General features: G+C 31.4%; 14 protein-coding genes and 2 tRNA genes (1 of these 16 cut by a window edge). 2 read left to right on the forward strand and 14 right to left on the reverse strand.

The genetic code is table 11. The annotated features are described in order from the left end of the window. The first annotated feature begins 67 nt into the window (after positions 1 to 67). On the forward strand, positions 68 to 1351 hold the full coding sequence (locus tag ACU4C5_RS02810) for a UDP-N-acetylmuramoyl-tripeptide--D-alanyl-D-alanine ligase (RefSeq protein ID WP_446845539.1): 1284 nt from the start codon (positions 68 to 70) through the stop codon (positions 1349 to 1351). 340 nt (positions 1352 to 1691) lie between these two features. On the opposite strand, the gene ACU4C5_RS02815 is transcribed toward ACU4C5_RS02810, so the two are convergent. The 10 genes from ACU4C5_RS02815 to ACU4C5_RS02860 form a co-directional block, all read right to left on the reverse strand. Further along, positions 1692 to 2465: a LuxR C-terminal-related transcriptional regulator gene (locus tag ACU4C5_RS02815; protein WP_446845540.1), complete on the reverse strand. Its 774-nt coding sequence runs from the start codon at positions 2463 to 2465 to the stop codon at positions 1692 to 1694. A 119-nt stretch (positions 2466 to 2584) separates the two neighbouring features. Further along, positions 2585 to 2659 (reverse strand) — tRNA-Val (locus ACU4C5_RS02820). Positions 2660 to 2760: 101 nt separating this feature from the next. Continuing rightward, a tRNA-Val gene (locus ACU4C5_RS02825) sits at positions 2761 to 2835 on the reverse strand. 65 nt (positions 2836 to 2900) lie between these two features. Next, positions 2901 to 4118: a bifunctional folylpolyglutamate synthase/dihydrofolate synthase gene (locus tag ACU4C5_RS02830; RefSeq protein WP_446845541.1), complete on the reverse strand. Its 1218-nt coding sequence runs from the start codon at positions 4116 to 4118 to the stop codon at positions 2901 to 2903. Between the two features lie 3 nt (positions 4119 to 4121). Beyond that, on the reverse strand, positions 4122 to 5003 hold the full coding sequence (locus ACU4C5_RS02835) for an energy transducer TonB (RefSeq protein ID WP_446845542.1): 882 nt from the start codon (positions 5001 to 5003) through the stop codon (positions 4122 to 4124). Positions 5004 to 5011: 8 nt separating this feature from the next. Next, complete coding sequence (locus ACU4C5_RS02840; RefSeq protein WP_446845543.1) at positions 5012 to 5407, reverse strand: ExbD/TolR family protein; 396 nt, start codon at positions 5405 to 5407, stop codon at positions 5012 to 5014. Next, positions 5407 to 6102, reverse strand: a complete 696-nt coding sequence (locus tag ACU4C5_RS02845; RefSeq protein WP_446845544.1) for a MotA/TolQ/ExbB proton channel family protein — start codon at positions 6100 to 6102, stop codon at positions 5407 to 5409. The genes ACU4C5_RS02840 and ACU4C5_RS02845 overlap by 1 nt, the downstream gene beginning before the upstream one ends. Before the next feature lie 35 nt (positions 6103 to 6137). After that, on the reverse strand, positions 6138 to 7631 hold the full coding sequence (gene nhaD / locus ACU4C5_RS02850; RefSeq protein WP_446845545.1) for a sodium:proton antiporter NhaD: 1494 nt from the start codon (positions 7629 to 7631) through the stop codon (positions 6138 to 6140). An 11-nt stretch (positions 7632 to 7642) separates the two neighbouring features. Further along, positions 7643 to 8869 (reverse strand): Glu/Leu/Phe/Val dehydrogenase dimerization domain-containing protein, encoded by a 1227-nt coding sequence (locus tag ACU4C5_RS02855; RefSeq protein WP_446845546.1) that lies wholly within the window; start codon positions 8867 to 8869, stop codon positions 7643 to 7645. 120 nt (positions 8870 to 8989) lie between these two features. Then, positions 8990 to 10054 (reverse strand): anhydro-N-acetylmuramic acid kinase, encoded by a 1065-nt coding sequence (locus ACU4C5_RS02860; RefSeq protein WP_446845547.1) that lies wholly within the window; start codon positions 10052 to 10054, stop codon positions 8990 to 8992. A 92-nt stretch (positions 10055 to 10146) separates the two neighbouring features. On the opposite strand from ACU4C5_RS02860, the gene ACU4C5_RS02865 reads away from it, so the two are divergent. Then, positions 10147 to 11289, forward strand: a complete 1143-nt coding sequence (locus tag ACU4C5_RS02865; RefSeq protein ID WP_446845548.1) for an acyl-CoA dehydrogenase — start codon at positions 10147 to 10149, stop codon at positions 11287 to 11289. Between the two features lie 70 nt (positions 11290 to 11359). On the opposite strand, the gene ACU4C5_RS02870 is transcribed toward ACU4C5_RS02865, so the two are convergent. The 4 genes from ACU4C5_RS02870 to ACU4C5_RS02885 all read right to left on the reverse strand — a co-directional run. Beyond that, positions 11360 to 13795 (reverse strand): helix-turn-helix domain-containing protein, encoded by a 2436-nt coding sequence (locus ACU4C5_RS02870; RefSeq protein WP_446845549.1) that lies wholly within the window; start codon positions 13793 to 13795, stop codon positions 11360 to 11362. A gap of 107 nt (positions 13796 to 13902) precedes the next feature. Then, the gene (locus ACU4C5_RS02875) at positions 13903 to 15408 is read right to left on the reverse strand and encodes a reverse transcriptase family protein (RefSeq protein ID WP_446845550.1); all 1506 of its coding nucleotides are present in this window, start codon (positions 15406 to 15408) and stop codon (positions 13903 to 13905) included. A 261-nt stretch (positions 15409 to 15669) separates the two neighbouring features. Further along, on the reverse strand, positions 15670 to 17298 hold the full coding sequence (locus tag ACU4C5_RS02880; protein WP_446845551.1) for an SWIM zinc finger family protein: 1629 nt from the start codon (positions 17296 to 17298) through the stop codon (positions 15670 to 15672). 3 nt (positions 17299 to 17301) lie between these two features. Continuing rightward, positions 17302 to 19917: the 3' portion of a WGR domain-containing protein gene (locus ACU4C5_RS02885; RefSeq protein WP_446845552.1), read on the reverse strand. 447 nt of this gene lie beyond the right edge of the window; the window shows 2616 of its 3063 coding nt (coding positions 448-3063); the start codon falls outside the window, past its right edge; the stop codon is at positions 17302 to 17304.

Raw genomic sequence — 19917 nt, forward strand, 5'->3', positions numbered from 1 at the left:
TTAAAAATTAATTAAAATATACTAAGCTCTAACAGAAATGTTAGAGCTTTTTTATTACATTTATTTTATGAATACAGAACAACTTTACACCTATTTCTTACAATCGGATACAATAACTACCGATACTAGAAAAATCACTAAAAACAGTATGTTTTTCGCCTTAAAAGGAGAGAATTTTAACGGAAATACTTTTGCTGTAAAAGCGATTAAAAATGGCGCAAAATATGCTATTGTAGACGAAGTAACTTACGCTAATGATACAACTATTTTTTTAGTAGATAATGTTCTCATTGCACTCCAAGAACTTGCTACTTATCACCGAAAGCAATTAAATATTCCCATAATAGCGCTCACCGGAAGTAATGGAAAAACAACTACCAAAGAGTTAATACACGCAGTGTTGTCCAAAAAATATATAGCATCAGCAACTGTGGGGAATTTCAACAATCATATTGGAGTACCATTAACTTTATTACAATTCACTAAAGACACACAAATTGGTATTGTAGAAATGGGTGCAAATCATCCTAAAGAAATAGAATTCTTATCTAATATAGCACTACCCGATTTTGGTTTAATAACAAATTTTGGGAAAGCACATTTAGAAGGATTTGGTAGTATTGAAGGGGTTATAAAAGCAAAATCAGAATTGCTAGTCCATTTAAAACAACATCATAAAACTATCTTTTTAAATACAAATGATCCTATACAAGTTAAACAAGTTGGTGAATATGATAAATTATATAAGTTTGGGGAAAACTCTGCAAACTTCAGTAATATTACGCTAAGTAATTCGCAACCTTTTGTAAGCGTTAACTTTAATACTACTGAAATAAAAAGTCAATTAACTGGTGCGTACAATTTTAGCAACTTAAGCGCAGCCATTACAATTGGAACTTATTTTAAAGTAAGTGTTGAAAACATAAAATCGGCAATTGAAACCTACGTACCCAGCAATAACAGATCTCAAACAATACAAATAGAAAATAACACTATAATATTGGACGCATATAATGCCAACCCAACAAGTATGCTTGCGGCATTAGAAAATTTTATAGGTTATGATGCAGAACAAAAAACACTCTTTTTAGGTGATATGTTTGAATTAGGAGAAACATCTGCTAACGAACATCAACATATAGTAGATTATATAGCTACACATTTTACAGGAGAAACACATCTTATAGGAGAGCACTTCTATAAAACAGAAAGCACAACCAACTCAATACACAGATTTAAAACGTTTGAAGAGCTTTCTGAATCCGCTTTATTTAAAAAAGTAAACCATAGCTTAATTTTAATAAAAGGATCAAGAGGAATGGCTTTAGAGCGTATTTTAAAACTACTATAAATAAAAAGCCTAATCACATAAATGCGATTAGACTGGCAAACTATTTTCTCCCGTAAAATAATTAACATTAACTATTCAAATATGAGTGCTTTACCTGAAATACACAATACTTAAGTTGAGTATTATGTATGAAGTTTACAAAAATCTTACAACATATATAAATCAATTACAACCTGGTTTTTCTTCATTATAAAGCATTCAAATAATAGCAAAAAAAAACCTAATCACTAGAAAGTGATTAGGTTTTGCAAATTATTTTTCTCCCGTAAAATAATTAGTAGTAACAAATACAAATATCTTAAATATATTACATTCTTACAATACTCAATTTGAGTATTTTTTAAATTAAACTCATATTATTCTTCAGTAAACCAACGAGTTCACCTGTTGAAGAAATGTTTAATTTTTTTAAAATATTACGACGATGCGTATCCACTGTATTAGAACTAATATTTAACAGCTCACCTATTTTTTTACTAGAATAATTAAGTACAAGCAACCTCACAACATCACGTTCTCTATTAGTAATACTATTTGATAATGCTTTCTGAGAAAAATCATTATAATAACGATTTTCATATTCATTATTAGCATTCAAAAATTTAGCCGCTCCAATAATATTCAATTTAGTCTGTTGATTCAAAACTGTATAATGGGCTAACCCCATAACAGGCTTCATTTGAGAATCAAACTCTAAAGGCGTAGTATTTTGAATAACATTAACATATTCATCCTTACCATTTTTAAACCTATAATTCCACGTATAACTCATTTTATCACGATCAGAAGGATCAACTTCCTCTAAAGTATATTTCATTAAGGCATTTAAAGCCTCCAACCAGGGCTTCACATCGTCTGGATGAATCCTACTCCAAAAATAGCGCATGGCATCTTTTTTAAGCAGCTCTGGATCAATTCCGAGACATGGATACATATTTTTACTAATAAAATCGAAACTCAAATCTTGACTATTTGTCACACAGAAAAAAGTAGAATTATGTGGTAAAAAGGTATCTAAGTCATTAATTCGCTCAATATGTTTTTCTAAAGAAGGCGAATCAAATGATTTAAAAATATCTTCATAAAAGGCTCTAATACTATTATGTAATGGCATTTTCAGTTATTAATTATGTAAGACTGTAATATAGCCATTTTCCTACAAAATGAGATGAGTTTTAAGAAATTTTGGCATAAAAAAAACTCTAAAGTTTCCTTTAGAGTTTTTAAATGAAGTGGGCGACAAGGGATTCGAACCCCTGACCCCTTGGGTGTAAACCAAGTGCTCTGAACCAACTGAGCTAGTCGCCCTCTGTAATGAGAGTGCAAATATAACACTCTTTTTAAAACCTGCAATACTTTTTTAATAATTTTAAAAACTCTAAAGTTTCCTTTAGAGTTTTTAAATAAAGTGGGCGACAAGGGATTCGAACCCCTGACCCCTTGGGTGTAAACCAAGTGCTCTGAACCAACTGAGCTAGTCGCCCTCTGTATTGAGGAGTGCAAATATAAGACGCTTTTTGAAACTAAAAAAATATTTTGAGACTATTTTTTAAATTATTTCTGCTACAACAAAAGTACTCCCTCCTATATATATAAAATCTTCAGGATTTGCATTCGCTTTAGCTGACATTAAAGCCTCATTTACACTTAAATAGACTTCTCCATGTAAGTCTTCAGAAAGAAAAGCAGATTGTAAAACTTCTGCATCAAGTCCTCTAAAAATATTTGGCTTACAGAAATAATAAGTCGCTTTTTTAGGTAAGAGATGTAATATTGAGCTTAAATCTTTATCATTTACAACTCCAAAAACAATGTGCAAGTTATCAAAAACTTCTGTTTTTAATTGTTCAACAATATAAATTAAGCCTTCTTTATTATGTGCAGTGTCACAAACAATCTTAGGTTGGTTTTGTAATACTTGCCAACGCCCTTTTAAATTGGTGTTTTTCACAACATGAAGCAACCCGTTTTTTAATTGATTTTCAGTAACCAAAAAGTCGCGATTGCAAAGCACATCAATAGTTTTTATAACTGTTTTAATATTATGTTGCTGATAATTCCCTACTAAATCAGATTCTAAAATATTAATTACTGTTTCATCTGCAAAATAAATAGTTGAGTGATGAGTTTTGGCAAGTACTTTAAAAACATCTTGAGTTTCTTCTTGAGTTTCACCAATAACTACAGGAACATTAGATTTAATAATACCTCCTTTTTCTTTAGCAATCGCTTCAAGCGTATTTCCAAGAAATTGGGTGTGATCTAATCCTATATTTGTAATTACAGATACTTCTGGGGTAATGATATTTGTAGAATCTAAACGTCCACCAAGCCCCACTTCAATAATGGCGATATCTACTTTTTCTTCGGAAAAATAACTAAAAGCCATTCCAACGGTCATTTCAAAGAATGACAAATTATTAGCCTCAAGAAAATTTTGATGTTTTTCAATAAACGCAACAACAAAATCTTCGGTAATATCTTTACCGTTTATTTTAATACGCTCACGATAATCTTTTAAATGTGGAGAGGTATATAAGCCAACTTTATAGCCCGCTTCTTGTAAAACAGAAGCTAGCATATGGCTTGTGGAGCCTTTTCCATTGGTACCAGCAACATGAATACTTTTAAAATCACGTTCTGGGTTATTAAGATGTTCGGCTAATAATAAGGTATTGGTTAAATCTTTTTTATAGGCAGTTTTCCCTTGATTTTGGTACATGGGTAACTGCTGGAACATCCAGTTTACAGTCTCTGTATAAGTCATTTTTTAATTTGAAGGGGTAAAATTGATACTCACTTTACCAAATTGTCGTGTAGGTGCATTTGCATCGGCAGGCCATTTATAAGACTTCGCAATTTTTCTAGCGACTTCTTTAAGACAAGTTGTTGCATTGCTACTTCCTCTTGCTCCTGGAGTTGCCTCAATAACATTTCCGCTTTGGTTAACTACAATATCAACAACTATTAATCCGTATTCATTTTCACAACCATCATAAACTTTAAAGCTAGGTTTACCTCTACCATTTAATCCGTAGCCCATTCCTCCTGCACCTGATCCAGGATTTCCATTATATGGCGCATAAGGATCTCCATCTAATTGGCCTTTATCTCCGCCTTTATTATCAGGACCTTCTCCTCCTGTTTCTGTACCTTCAGATTTGGTAACACCTCCAATAAGTGCATCGAGAGCTTTTTTCTTTTCAGCTTCTTCTTTACGTTTCTTTTCTGCTGCTGCTTTTTTTGCTGCTTCAACACGTTTTGCTTCTGCTTTAGCTTCTGAGATTGCTTTAGCTTCGGCAGCTTTTTGTTTTTTTATTGCAATAGATTCTGCTGATTCTGCTGTAATAACATCTTCGGTTTTAGATGTTTCTTCAACAGGTGTAGTTTCTTCAGTTTCGGTAGTTTCTGGTTGAGATTCTTCAATTACGGGTTCGGTAATTTTCTCATTAGGTTCCGATTTAATAGGTGCTTTAGGTTGCACTGTTCCACTACCAAAATCTGTAGTTCCAAAGTTTACAGCAACACCGTATTCTTCTGGAGGATCTACATAATCATGACCAACTACAAACATAAGTAAGACCAGAATAACAATAATAAGTGTTGTTATTTTAGCTGAATTTTGTTCGTGTTTGGTTTCTAAATACTTCATTTTCGGAATTAATTATTAGGCTGTACTGCTAAAATAACTTTATATTTATTTCGGTTAGCGATATCCATAACTTTTACCACATGTTCTACCGGAACAGATTTTTCTGCTCTTAACACAATTGTAGGTTGTTCATCTTTAGACAATGCAGTAATTAACTGATTTTCTAATACGTTTTCTCCTACCAATTTCTGATCGATATAATATTTTAAGTCTTTAGTAATACTTACTGCTACAGATTTTTTGTTCTCTGTTTTTCCGCTTGCTTTTGGCAAGAGAATATCAATAGCGTTTGTAGTTACTAAAGTTGACGCCAGCATGAAAAATATCAATAACAGAAATACAATATCTGTCATAGATGACATATTGAATTCTGGCGTCACTTTATTTCTTCCTCTTAAATTCATTAAATAGGCTCGTTTAGGTGATCTAAAAATTCTAATGAATTTGCTTCCATTTGGTATACTACTTTGTCTGTTTTAACCACTAAGTGATTATAGGCAATGTATCCTACAATACCTACAATTAACCCAGCAACGGTTGTAGTCATTGCAGTGTATAATCCATCAGCTAATAGTTTAATATCTATTTGACCTCCTGAATTTGCAATTTCGAAAATAGATAAAATCATACCTATTACAGTTCCTAAGAACCCAATCATTGGTGCTGCACCCGAAATTGTAGCTAAAACGCTTACATTTTTTTCTAGTCCGTACACTTCTAATCGTCCTGCGTTTTCAATAGCGGTATTAATATCTTCTAAAGGTTTTCCAATTCTAGAAATTCCTTTATTTATTAATCTTGAAACAGGTGTATTTTGTTGAGCACATAACATTTGAGCTGAATCAATTTTCCCATTACTAACGTGATCTTTAATTTGATTCATAAAGTTTGAATCTATTTGAGATGCTGCTTTTATTGCAAAAATTCTTTCAAAATAAATATAAATAGCCATTACTAGAAGTACAAAAAGAAGTGCTATAATAATTTGACCAGCAAGTCCTCCACTACTAATTAGCTCAATGATAGATAGTGTTTTTTTAACGCTTTCCTCTTCTGGAAGCAATTCTACACCATCTTGTAAATTAATATTTAAACTCATATAATATATTTTTAACTATTGTAATAACGTGTATTTTATAACTTAAGTATATCTGCACTATCATTTATTGAGATAGAAGCTGCAGCATGTTCTGCAGCATGTGCAGCAGTATGTTCAGCATCTGTATCTGATGGCAACTCAATAGTTCTTGTAAACATAAATGCAACTGCACCAACAAGAAAACCAATTAAGGCTAACCAAGAGATTTTTTTAAGGTACCAGAAAAAATCTATTTTTTCCATTCCCATAGCTACAACACCTGCAGCCGATCCAATGATTAACATACTTCCACCTGTTCCTGCTGAATAAGCGATAAAGTGCCAAAGTTCATTATCTAATCCTTCAGTAAACATACCTAAACTGGCTGCTACTAATGGTACATTATCAATAACTGCCGATCCAACTCCTAATAATAATACTACTAAATCTGAAACGCCACCGTGGTGAATTTCTGTTCCTAGCATTGGCATTGAATCTTGTAATGTAGAAGCGAAACCAAATAAGATTCCTAAAGATTCTAAAGCAGCAACTGCCATTAAAATTCCTAAGAAAAATAAGATACTTGGCATTTCAATTTTTGATAATGAATGGTGAATTGGACTATGACTTCCTTCGTAATCACTGTCTTCATCTACTGTTGCAGACATGGCAAATTTTGAATTACTATAAATTTCAGCAAATACAGCAACAATACCCAATGCTAACATCATACCTACATAAGGAGGTAAATGTGTTACTGTTTTAAAAACGGGTACTGAAACAATTCCTCCAAGTCCTAAGTATAACATTTTTGAGCTATGCTTGTTTTTTGGTTTATCATCTTTTTCTTCATTATCTTCTAACTTCCCTTTGAATGCTGGTAAGAATGAAGCTATAAATGTAGGAACTAACATACATAGTAATGATGGTAAAAATAAGTATACAAATAAATGACCTGTAGTTACTTTTTTACCAATCCATAACATAGTTGTTGTTACATCTCCAATTGGAGACCATGCACCACCTGCGTTTGCTGCTATAATAATTAAACCTGCATACCAAATACGTACATCTCTATTACCAATAAGTTTTTGTAAGATTGAAATTAATACAATTGTAGCCGTTAAGTTATCAATAATTGCAGATAAAAAGAATGCTAAAAACCCAAAGATCCAAAGTACTCGTTTTTTACTTTTTGTTTTGATAAAACCTTTAATTGTTGAAAAACCATCAAAATAATCAATGATTTCAACAATTGTCATTGCGCCTAATAGGAACACTAGAATTTCGGCTGTTTTACCTAAATGGTGCAACAACGTTTCTTCCATTAAATGCATTTTCTCTTCATGGCCAAGTAAACCAAAATTATCTAAAAGCGTATGTTTTGCAGAGTCAAACCACTGCGGAAAGCTATCAATACCTAAAGCAATTAATGCCCAACTTATGGCCATCATTACTAATGCAGGAATAAGCTTATCAATTTTTAAATTGTGCTCTAACGTTATCGCTAAATAGCCTACTACAAAGACTAATACAATTATTGTTCCCATAAAATTTTATATTAAATAAGTTCTTTTAGTGCTAATTCAAAAGCAGTTGCACTAATACCGGTTTTTGTTTGATTTTTACGATATACGTTTTCAATAGCTTTTTTGATGATGTCTGAAGTATCACTAAAAATGGCCTCATCTGTCATTTGTACTTTTTTCTCCATAAAGTAAGCAAATACTCTTGCCATACCACAGTTTGAAATAAAATCTGGAATTAAGCTAATTTTATTATCTGTGTATTCCATGATAGGTCCAAAGAAAATTTCTTTATCTGCGAAAGGTACATTTGCTCCACAAGAAATCACTTCTAATCCACTATTAATCATTTGATCAATTTGGTCTTTAGTAATTAAACGAGAAGCAGCACACGGTGCAAAAACTTCAGTTTGTAAACTCCATACTTTTTTGTTCATTTCATCAAAAGGGATTAAATCTCCTTTTCCTAAAGTATTACCGTCTTTGTTTAAATAAAGTGCTGTGATTTCTTCAAAAGTAAATCCTTCTTCTTTTATTAACCCTCCAACAATATCAATAATACCAACAACTTTTGCTCCCATTTGAGCTAAGTAAAAAGCTGCTGCAGCTCCTACATTTCCAAAACCTTGCACTACAGCACGTTTTCCAACAATAGACTCATTGCGAACTGCGTAAAATTGTTTTGCTGCTTCAGCAACACCGTAACCTGTAATCATATCGGCTACTGTATATTTTTTATTAACATCTGGCGAAAAAGTTGGGTTTTCAATAACCTTGATTACACCGTGTCTTAATTGTCCTATTCTGTTAATTTTATCTGCTTGTGTTGGTTTAAAGTGACCTTCAAAAACTCCTTCTTGTGGATGCCAAACTCCAACATTTTCTGTCATTGGAATTACTTCATGAATTTCATCTACGTTTAAGTCTCCTCCAGTCCCATAATAACTTTTAAGTAATGGAGACACCGCTTTGTACCAACGTTCTAAAACCCCTTTTTTTCTTGGATCTTTAGGATCAAAGTTAATTCCTGATTTTGCACCACCAATAGCTGGTCCAGATACCGTAAATTTAACTTCCATTGTTTTTGCTAAAGATAAAACTTCGTTCATGTCTAATCCTTTACGCATACGGGTTCCTCCTCCTGCTGCACCACCTCTTAATGAGTTGATCACGGTCCAACCTTCGGCTTCTGTTTCTGAGTCTTTCCAGTTAAAAATAATTTCTGGCTCTTTGTCTTCGTATTTTTGAAGTAAATCTTTCATTTTATAGTTATATGACTGTCATTTGCTTAAATTTAATCATTAAGCGCATTTCATGTTGTTAATTAATCTTCAACAAATATAAAAAACTAATAATCCTTAAATATTAATTTTTCAATATTTTTATATGATGTAAATCTTACCTGAACTATGATTTCTTGATGCTCCTGTAACAGAACTCAAACAATTAATTTCGTTTCTTAGTTTTAAGACTCCTAATAATCCAAAAATAATGGCTTCTTTAAATTCAATAGTTTCATTGTTTGGTTGCTCAATTTTATGAGTAGTTAATGCTTGTATTTCTTGTATAAGATAGGTATTATATACACCTCCTCCAGTAATTAGAACTGATGCTTTTACTTTTGTATTTATAGCTTTTGAAATTTGAATAGCCACATGCTCAATAAATGTTTTTAATATGGTATTAATTTCTAAATTATAACTATCAATTAGCGGAAAGATATATTTTGAAACCCACTCTAGCCCTAGAGATTTTGGAGGAGTTTTAGTATAAAATTCCAAAGCATTGAGTTTTTCAAGTAAATTGTTATTAATTTTTCCTGAAGCAGCAATCTTCCCTTCATCATCATAATCAAACCCAAGTTGTTTCACATAATGGTTTAACACAATGTTTACAGGACAAATATCATAAGCGATACGTTGTTGGTTTTCTTCTGTTGAGATATTAGCAAAACCACCAAGATTGATACAAAAATCAAAATTTTTAAATAATAATGCATCTCCTATTGGCACTAATGGTGCACCTTGACCTCCAAGAGCAACATCTTCAACTCTAAAATCACAAACAACAGTTTGATGAATTAAAGTGGCTAATTTTGGGAGATTTCCTATCTGATATGTGACCCCATTATGAGGTTGGTGCAAAGCTGTATGACCGTGAGAGCAAACAGCATGGATATTTTTAATATTATTTTTATCTATAAATTTATTTATAACAGTAGCTAAATATGTGGTATAATCTCGGTCAATTGTTTTTAATTCAGAAATATCACGGTCTATTAAATTACGCAAAACACCAACCCAATGCCTTGAATATGAAATAGTTTCATTTTCAAAAACAGTATACTTCCAACCATTATCCCATTTAAAATTAAGATAAATAACATCTATCCCATCTAGAGAAGTCCCAGACATTACCGCAACTATATTATAAGAATCTATTAACATATCTGTAAAAATACTATTCTATATTGAAAAAACGCTAACAAAATTATATCTTTGCCATCATATTTTTATCAATTCTACAATATTTAACAACTATGGATTTTAATCTTACAGAAGAGCATATCATGATTCGCGATGCAGCTCGCGATTTTGCACAAACCGAATTATTACCGGGTGTCATTGAAAGAGACAACAAACAGGAATTTCCTGCAGAATTAGTTAAAAAAATGGGAGAGCTAGGATTTTTAGGAATTATGGTAGACCCTAAATATGGTGGAAGTGGTATGGATGCTATTTCTTACGTATTAATTATGGAAGAATTATCAAAAATAGATGCTTCGGCTTCTGTAATTGTTTCTGTAAATAACTCTTTAGTTTGTTACGGTCTTGAAACTTATGCTAACGAAGAGCAAAAACAAAAATACTTAACAAAATTAGCTACAGGTGAAAATGTTGGAGCCTTTTGTTTAAGTGAACCAGAAGCTGGTAGTGATGCAACATCACAGAGTACAACAGCAATAGATATGGGAGATCACTATGTAATAAACGGTACTAAAAACTGGATTACTAGTGGAGGAAGAGCTGATGTATATTTAGTAATTGCACAAACAGATAGAGAAAAAGGACACCATGGAATTAATGCTTTTATTGTTGAAAAAGGCATGGAAGGTTTTCACATTGGGCCTAAAGAAGATAAATTAGGTATTAGAGGTAGTGATACTCATACTTTACAATTTAATGATGTAAAAGTACCTAAAGAAAACCGTATTGGTGAAGATGGATTTGGATTTAAATTTGCAATGAAAACTTTATCTGGTGGACGTATTGGTATTGCATCTCAAGCTTTAGGTATCGCTGCTGGTGCTTATGAGTTAGCTTTAAAATACTCAAAAGAACGTAAGGCTTTTGGTACAGAAATTTGTAATCATCAAGCTATTGCTTTTAAATTAGCTGATATGCATACTGAAATTGAAGCTGCAAGAATGTTAGTAATGAAAGCTGCTTGGGATAAAGATCAAGGTAATAATTACGACATGTCTAGTGCAATGGCAAAATTATACGCTAGTAAAGTAGCTATGGAACATACTGTAGAAGCTGTACAAATTCACGGTGGAAACGGTTTTGTAAAAGAATACCATGTGGAGCGTTTAATGCGTGATGCAAAAATTACTCAAATTTATGAAGGAACTTCTGAGATTCAAAAAATTGTGATCTCAAGGGGAATTATTAAAGGATAATCCTTTTATATAGTACATAAAAAAGACTCAACTTAGGTTGAGTCTTTTTTTTTATAAAATGATGTACTAATTAATCGCGTTTTAAATCTTCAACAACTAATCGTAATTCTCCGTAAGAATATTTTTCATCTAACTGATGTTTTAAATCTGAAAGCGTATCATATTTTAACTTCGGAATTTCTTTCTTCAAAGCTTCAAAATGTTTTTTAGACATTAAATCTGTAATTTTAATTTTCCCAGAAGGGATAAAAGTTACCAAATGACTAAAAATAGTATTCTCGTTTAATTCTCTATGTGCAGCAATCTCTTTTATTGTTTTTCCTTTTTTGAAAAGTTCTAAAGATTGTGTTCGTGTATCTACTTTTTTAACTTTCTTTTCAGCCTTAACACCTGTATTTCTGTCTTCAGAATCTATATCATTTTCTTCACAAAAAGCTTTTATAGCTTTTAAAATTTGAGCGCCATATTTTTCAACACGTACTTTTCCCATGCCATCAATTTTTAACAACTGATTGGTAGTGGTTGGTAAAGATTCACACATAGCATACAATGCTTTTTGTGTAAAAACCTGATAATGGATCAACTCGTTTTCTTCGGCAATTTCGTTTCTTAAGATGCGTAAAATTTCATATAAATCTACATTGGTAGTCCCGTCAACAATAGTGCTTTTCTTCTTTTTAGGTTTATTTTTAGTTAAAAATACAGATTTTGCGCGTAACTCTAAAAAGGTATTGGTTTTAAAACCATCTTTTAAATTATTAAAATAAAGCATTTTTATATCTAATAACTCATCTAAAGTGTCAGTTTGCTTAAAAATATCGGTTTCTAAAACTTTATTATCAGTTGTAAATTTCAAGTTTTCTAAAGAGGCTATTAGTTTCTTTTCCGTTTCAGTTTTAAAATATGTAACCGCTTTTGTAAAACGTTCATTAATCACTTTACTACTTTCTGGGAGGCGATCATCATCTTCTAATTGTCTTAATTGAGAGCTAAAACCATGACTCACTTTTAGTAAATTGGTAATGCAATCTTTCATCGCAATTAAAGGCGTTTCAATATCACCAACAATACTACCTCGGTTTTTATAGAAAATATCTAAAATTCTATTTACAGGATATAACCACTGATAGAAATTAAAAATCTCAACAATACAATCTAACTGAAAAACTTTTTTTGAGTTTTCTAAAACAAAGCTATCAGGTGCATTTTCTTGTGCACGTTTATTAAACGAAATCACATTGCTGTCGCTAATAATTTGTTTGGGATGAATTTTACTCTTTAAAACTAAACCTTCTAAAGATTTACATCTACTTAAAGCTACGTAAGTTTGACCGTGAGCAAAAGCACCTTCGGCATCAATAATGGCTTTTTCAAAAGTTAAACCCTGACTTTTATGTATGGTTATTGACCAAGCCAATCGTAATGGAATTTGTGTAAAACCTCCAATACGTTCTTCTTTTATATCTTTTGTTTCTGGATCAACATTATAATTTATGTTTTCCCAAACTTCTACTTTTGTGGTAATACTAGAACTATCTCCAGGACATTTTACTTCAACTTCATCTTTGTTTAGAGAAATAATCTTCCCTATTTTCCCATTAAAATATCGTTTATCTGGTGAGCTATCATTTTTAATAAACATCACTTGAGCACCTACTTTTAAACTTAACGTTTCTTTATTAGGATAGGATTGTTCCGGGAATTTCCCATCTACTTTTGCTTTATAAGTAAACGCTCTTGCCGACAATTGTTTTAACTCTCCAAGATTTGTAGCTTCTGCCCTATTATTATGAGTAGTTAATGCAATATAACCATCGGTTGAAGTGGCTTTAAAATCGGGGTCAAAACGTTTGTTTAATTCGGCAGCCGAAGATTCCGTTAGGCAATTATTTCTAATTTCATTTAGAATATTAATAAACGTAGGATTATCCTGACGGTAAATATGTTGTAATTCAATAGTAATCGCCATACTTTGTTGGTAAGCCATACTACTAAAAAAGAATCCATTTTGATAATATGGTTTTAGTAATTGCCACTCATTATCTCTAATTACAGGCGATAATTGTTGCAAATCACCAATCATTAAAACTTGAACACCGCCAAAAACTTTATCACGCGATTTAAAACGACGTAATGTTTTATCAATACCATCCAACAAATCGGCGCGCACCATACTAATTTCATCAATCACCAATAAATCCATAGATTTAATAATGTTGATTTTTGTTTTACTAAATTTTCTATTAAAACCTGCATTGGCATTTAAGTCCGTTTCCGGAAGTATTGGTCCAAAAGGCATTTGAAAAAAGGAATGAATAGTTACCCCTTTTGCGTTAATCGCCGCAACACCAGTAGGTGCCACAACAACCATACGTTTTAAAGATGCCGTTTTTAACTTATGTAAAAACGTTGTTTTTCCAGTACCTGCTTTTCCTGTCAAAAACACACTTCTGTTGGTGTGATTAACAAAACTCCATGCTAAATCTAGCTCCTTATTGGTATCCATTACTTAGTTTTAAAAGAAGTTTCAAGATACATAATTAAACGACTTGTTTAGATACAGCTGTTCATAAAAATGAAAAATTAGAGGATATATTCTGTTGAAAAATTAATTTATCGTCTAAAAAACGATTTTATTTTTTTGAAAACATTATCAAATACCGAAGTACTTTCACCTTGTTTAGCTACAGAAGGATAAGCCTTTTTATGTGCTTCTTTATAATTATATGTAATTAAAATATTAGCAACACGTTGTTTATAAATAGCGCCTTTTACAGGATCAATCTGAAAAATATAATTAGCATATCCATCAATTTGTGCTAAAACATTTCCACCTTTAGTCCAATATTTACCTTCAATTCCATCTTTTTCAATTTGAAATAAAAGGGTTCTGAAACGTTTTAATGATGCCTTCGGAATATTAGCTTTCTCATTCACCACAACACCTGTTACTTCTTGTCTAGCATTACGTTTCATAATACGTAATTTTTCGGGATGTAAAGTGAAATTTTCTGACTTCACAATATATCTTGAATACTTCAGAATTTTTGAAATATTAGGATAAGCGTCTACAGTACCAGAAAATGTAATATCATCAACATAACGAGTGTACACAAAATTGTATTTTTTTGCCAATCCAGATAACCTATAATCTAATTTCTTACATAAAATATTAGTAATTGCCGGACTACAAGGCGCACCTTGAGGTAAAAAACGATCGCCACGTTGTGCGTAATAATTTTCACCTAATAAGGAGACATCCAAAATTTTAGGTTCCGAACAGATTAAGGCAAAAATTGTAGCCACTTGATGAGAATATCCTAAACTCATAAACACACCTTTAATGCGCGTGTAAGTTACAGATGGGAAAAAGTTTTTAAAATCTTGATTAATCACAACCGCTTTTCCAATATGTGGCGTTGCATTAGTTTTTATTGATTTTTCTAACACACAGCCATGAGCATTTTCATGCACAGAAACATGGTTTAATAAATGTTCTAAAATCCAGTGTTGTGCTTTTTTTAATTTAGGCATAGGTGCCGAAATTAAACGATAACCACCAGATTTTTTTGCCATTTGAAACCGTTTGTAATGGTTTACTTTCGAGTTTTTTCGGGAATAGGATAAAAAACGAAGTTCAGCAATAGTGATATGCATTGCTTTTGCAATATCTTCTGCGGTATGTAAAATTGGAAGATTATTTAATTGTAATCTATTAACATCTGAAGTTTGCTCATTAAGTTGGTGCGAATAATTTTCACCCAAATAAATGATGTCTTTAGCTTTAGAAATTTGCCATTTTTCGGCCTTTTCCAAACGTTCTTTTTCACGACGTACTTTAGTTTCTTTTTGAGATAGTTTTGAAGCGCGTTTTCGTTCTTGATGTTTTTGAGCTAAAAAGGCTTCGGGATCTTCAATGATATTTTTTTCTTGTAATAATTTACTTAGCTCGCGAGATAATTCACTCTCTTCTTTAAAGAAAGCATTTACCGCTTTAAAATCTAAGTCAACATCATTCCAAAAACCTAAACGCTTCATTTCAGAAAGAATATATTCTTGCTTAGACGATGCTTTTATTTTATCATAAATTTCTTGTCTTCTTTCTGTAGAGTTTTTCATATAACAAAAAAAAGGTAGCAATAAGATGTATGTTTAGTTCCCTTCGTACGATTCTTAAGACTGAATTGAACAACTCCAGTGAAATAGGTACTAGTGTACTATTTCACTTCGCAGAAGTTTAACCGGAAATGGTACACTAGTACCTATTTCACAAGTTAAGTTCGAGTCAGTGACGCGTTCGGTATCTGTAAGCAAGATTGGCGATCCACCAATCAAAATGCAAGGTTTTTATCTTATTACTACCATGGTTTAAATATAATATTATTTTTTATCAAAAGTGATTCTTGTCGCTAATAAATGTGAGCAAGGTCCTTTTGTTAATTTATTCATATAAAAATAATCGCAACTACAATTACCATCAACAATTTTTAAATCTTTGTCAATAACTACAACCGCTTTATATGTATTACTCACTAAACTTGTGAGAACTATTTTATCGCTTTTTTCGTGAACGTTTAAATCACTAACCGCGCCATGTGTCATTAATTTATAAGCTTCTTTATCGGTTTCGCTAGAAAAACGTAACGATTCAATATCAATACCATCTCGTTTTAATTCGCGAATGCGGTATACTTTATTTTTTAAATCGTAAATTACTTTTCCAGCTTGGGTAAAAGTTTCAAGTGATTTATTAACTGTTGAAACTTTTAAATTTAAAGTTTTGGCTAAATCATTTTCGTTTGCAAACCAATTTTTACGTAATTCTAAATAAATAGATTGCATAGTGGTTGCCGGAACTTGTGTTCGTGGAGCTAATAAATCTAATTGGCTAGATTGCGTCCAATCATTTGCTGTCCACCCAGAAAGTCCTAAAGTAAAATACATTTGTGATGTAAGATGTGCGGTGTAAAATGAAGGCATTCCAGATCCTAAAAGATGTACTGTAAATTTATTGGTAATAGGTAATAATCGTTCTAAAAGTAAAATTCGGCGACGACCCCAAACTCTAATTTCTTGGGCACTTTCACCTTTATAAATTGATTGTTTACAAACTACTTCAATATTCCAAGGTTCAAAAACAGCAATAATGGGTTGGTTAGGTTTGAGAATATATTTAATTGACCGCGGACCTTTTCGTTCTTTATTCCGTTTTAATACCGAAATAAAATTAGCAATGTCAATAGCTTCTAATTCAAAAGATACTTTTTTTGAAGTCATTGCACTACTTACTTGTAAAAATCCACGTACCCAACTATCCGGTAAATCTATTTTTACTTCTCTGTAAGTATCTTCTCCTGTAGTTTTAACATCAAATCCTTTGGGATCAATTTTAAAATCGGTGGTTTTATAAGTTCTTATTTTCTGAAATTCCTCGTATAGTTTTTTCGAGTAATCGATATTTGTGGTTCCACATTTAAATTCATTAATATGGTTAAACACGTCGTAACCGCAAGATAATTTTCCGTAAACGGATTCATCTTTACTAAAACATTCAAAAAATACTTGATCGGGATGCACAGTAATTACGGGATCTAAAACCATCCACGCATCATAATCGCGTTTGTATAAATATTTAAAATATGCACTTTGCGCTTTATAATAAGGCTTAGTAATTAATTCGCGTTCTTTACGAAGTCCTTCTAATTTTGCGCGTACATTATGAATTTCGGTTTGTAATTTAGATAATTCGCCACTTGCTTGAGCTAACCAGATTTCTTCCTGACTTTTTAACCAAGCTAAATATGCGGTATTGTCTTTAGGTTGAAAATTAAAATCGGCAACCACTACATGATGTAATGCAGAAATGGCTTCGCGAAAAGGGATTTTTTCATTTAAAGTTCCTACAAAAAAAGTAGGTTCACGTAATACATCGGGAGCAAAATTGACACCTGTTGAAGATACGCCATTATTAACAGCGCTTGTACTTCCATATTTATAATTAAACTGCATCTCCTAATTCATTTTTATTAATAATGGAACTTCTAAATTTGGGTGGTGTTCTGCAATAGATAATAACACATCAATATTATGACTTGTATCTGTTTTAATTTTGGTGCCTAAAACCGAACTAATTAAAGTAATCGTCATGTTTGCAACTGCAATGCTTTTTATAGATTCTGCTTCTAAAAAGGCATAAATTCTAGTTTTTGTTGTACGATGGGTATTGATATTAAATAAACTAGATTTAAAAAAATGTTCTAATTTTAAAATCACAGCTTCGTTATCTTTTGCATAATTATCTAAATAATTAGTTACAAAAAACTGCATATCTTTTGTAGGATGTTCCTGGAGTTTTAATAACAACGGTAAACCTTTATCTTCGGTAAAATGTTGTGTTATCATTTTTCTACCAAAAGCTTGAACGTCTTTTTTAGTATGATCGCAAGCGTATAATAACATATTTGTGGTCCAATTTTCTGGCGTAATATAAGTTTCAAAAAATGTACAACTCCATATTATCATGTCTTCCCATGTAGAATTATAGATCAATAATGCAGCTTCCAATTCATTATTTATACGATCTATATGTGTTGTAAAATAATCTTGTATCATTTTTCTAACATCAAAAATGGCACTATTTGCAAAATTTACAATCGTACGCATTGGTAAACTATGTAAATTGGTTTTAGTGATAAATAACGGAGTTCCTATTTTTTGAGCATATTCATAGTTAGATAATACCAAACTAAAAATCTGCTCTTCAGAAATATCGTTGAGATAAATGCTATAGTTATCGGTTAAAAGTGTGTAACAATTAAGATGAAGACCTTCGTAATTTTCTTCAACATTAATAATCTGTAATAAATTATTAAAGAGATTATTTTTAAAATTTAAATCTAAAATTATCAAGCGTTCAATAGTTGGTTGTATTGCTGTACGTACTTCGCTATATTCCGAAAAGCAAAAACCGCTTATCATTTTATGATGCTTTAATAAAAAATCATCGGGGAATGTTGATAGCAATTCAATTCCTACATGGCGTAATTGAGCGTCGTCAGATTGAATATAATCATCAATAGAATCTTTAAATAATATATCGCTAGATGTTGTGTTCTGCTTTGCTAAATTGGCAGCAAATAATTTATTGGTAACCAAACTAGATTTTGCGAGTTCAATAATATCTGTATCCAAAACCTTATTAAGTAACTCCCCAAAATGAGTATTTCCTATTAAATTATTGATAGCTAATAAATGTTCAAAAGAGAAAACCGAAGGATTTTTAAAAAGACTTTCTAGTTGATTAAATTGTATAGCAACATTATATTTAGCATAATCTGCATATAATGATTTTAGGTAATTAACCACTTTTTCTGTTTCACAAAGTAATAAATTGGCGATAAAATTGGAGTCAGAAAAATAATGACGCTCATAAGTATTCACCCAATTTAAAGCTAAATCAATAGCTTTTTCATTTTTAGATTGTAATAAAGCAATAACAATACTTGGTTCTGCTTGTTTTAAATTATACTTACTTTTAATAACACGAAGTATTAACTCTAAAACTTTTGGGTGATAATGAGCTACTAGTTTTTTAAGTATATCATCAGAAATATCGTCCAAAAATTCACGATTCGCTTTAATAATCTTTAAAGCAAATTGTATAGCAATCTCACTTTTTGCATGTACCAAAATATATAAAACCTCGTTAGGTTTAGTATTCCAAATTTCAGGTAATAATTCTTCACGTGGTAACGCATCAAAATTTACATCACCGGTGTAAAACCATTTATTATGCTCGCGGTTCAGTTGAGTTGAAGCACCATAAACAATAAACATTAAAGCCGAAAATTCATGGTATTTTGGATATGTACGTTTTTCTGTATGATAATTTCTTCTTTCAGAATTATAAATATAATTATATTGAATATCTTCTTTGCAGTTATCAACAGTATCATCTAGTGAAACTAAAAGTTTAGTGGCGTAATCAACATATTTTTCAGAGTTATTAACACTAATATCGTAAACAAACTTATAAGTTGTTTTATTAAAATATGCTTTAGTCTTTTTAGAAAAAGCTATTGTTGGATTTTTTTTCTGTTTCTCATCATCTGCATCCGTCCATTCATTATTTACATAAATATAATTTGAAGAATATCCAGGAGCGCTAACCGCCGTTTGTTTAGATACCAAAGCATAAAAAGTAATATCATTAAGTTCAAAACTCGCACGATAAATATATCTAATAGACTTAAAAGTATTAGCCTTCAACGGAACTTTAGTAATAAAACGTAATAATGAATCACGCATATTTACATCCTCAAAAGAATATAAATACACATAATATAATAACGCAGCATCAATACTTTTATCTTGTAAAAAGTAAACTGCTAACGTATTTAAAAATGAATCTCTATTTGATATTTCAATTTTAAGATCATTAGGGAATTTGTCTAATAAAGCTAATTTTAATTTCGCCTTATAACTCGCATTACCCAGTTTTAAAATATACGAAGCAGCAATTCTACCACACTTACTTTCAAAACCAACAGAAGTAAACACAGCATAAACCTGCTCAATTTGAGAAGAATCATTAAACTTCAATAAACCATAAATTGCAGCATATTGCTC

The organism is Lacinutrix undariae, assembly GCF_052934785.1.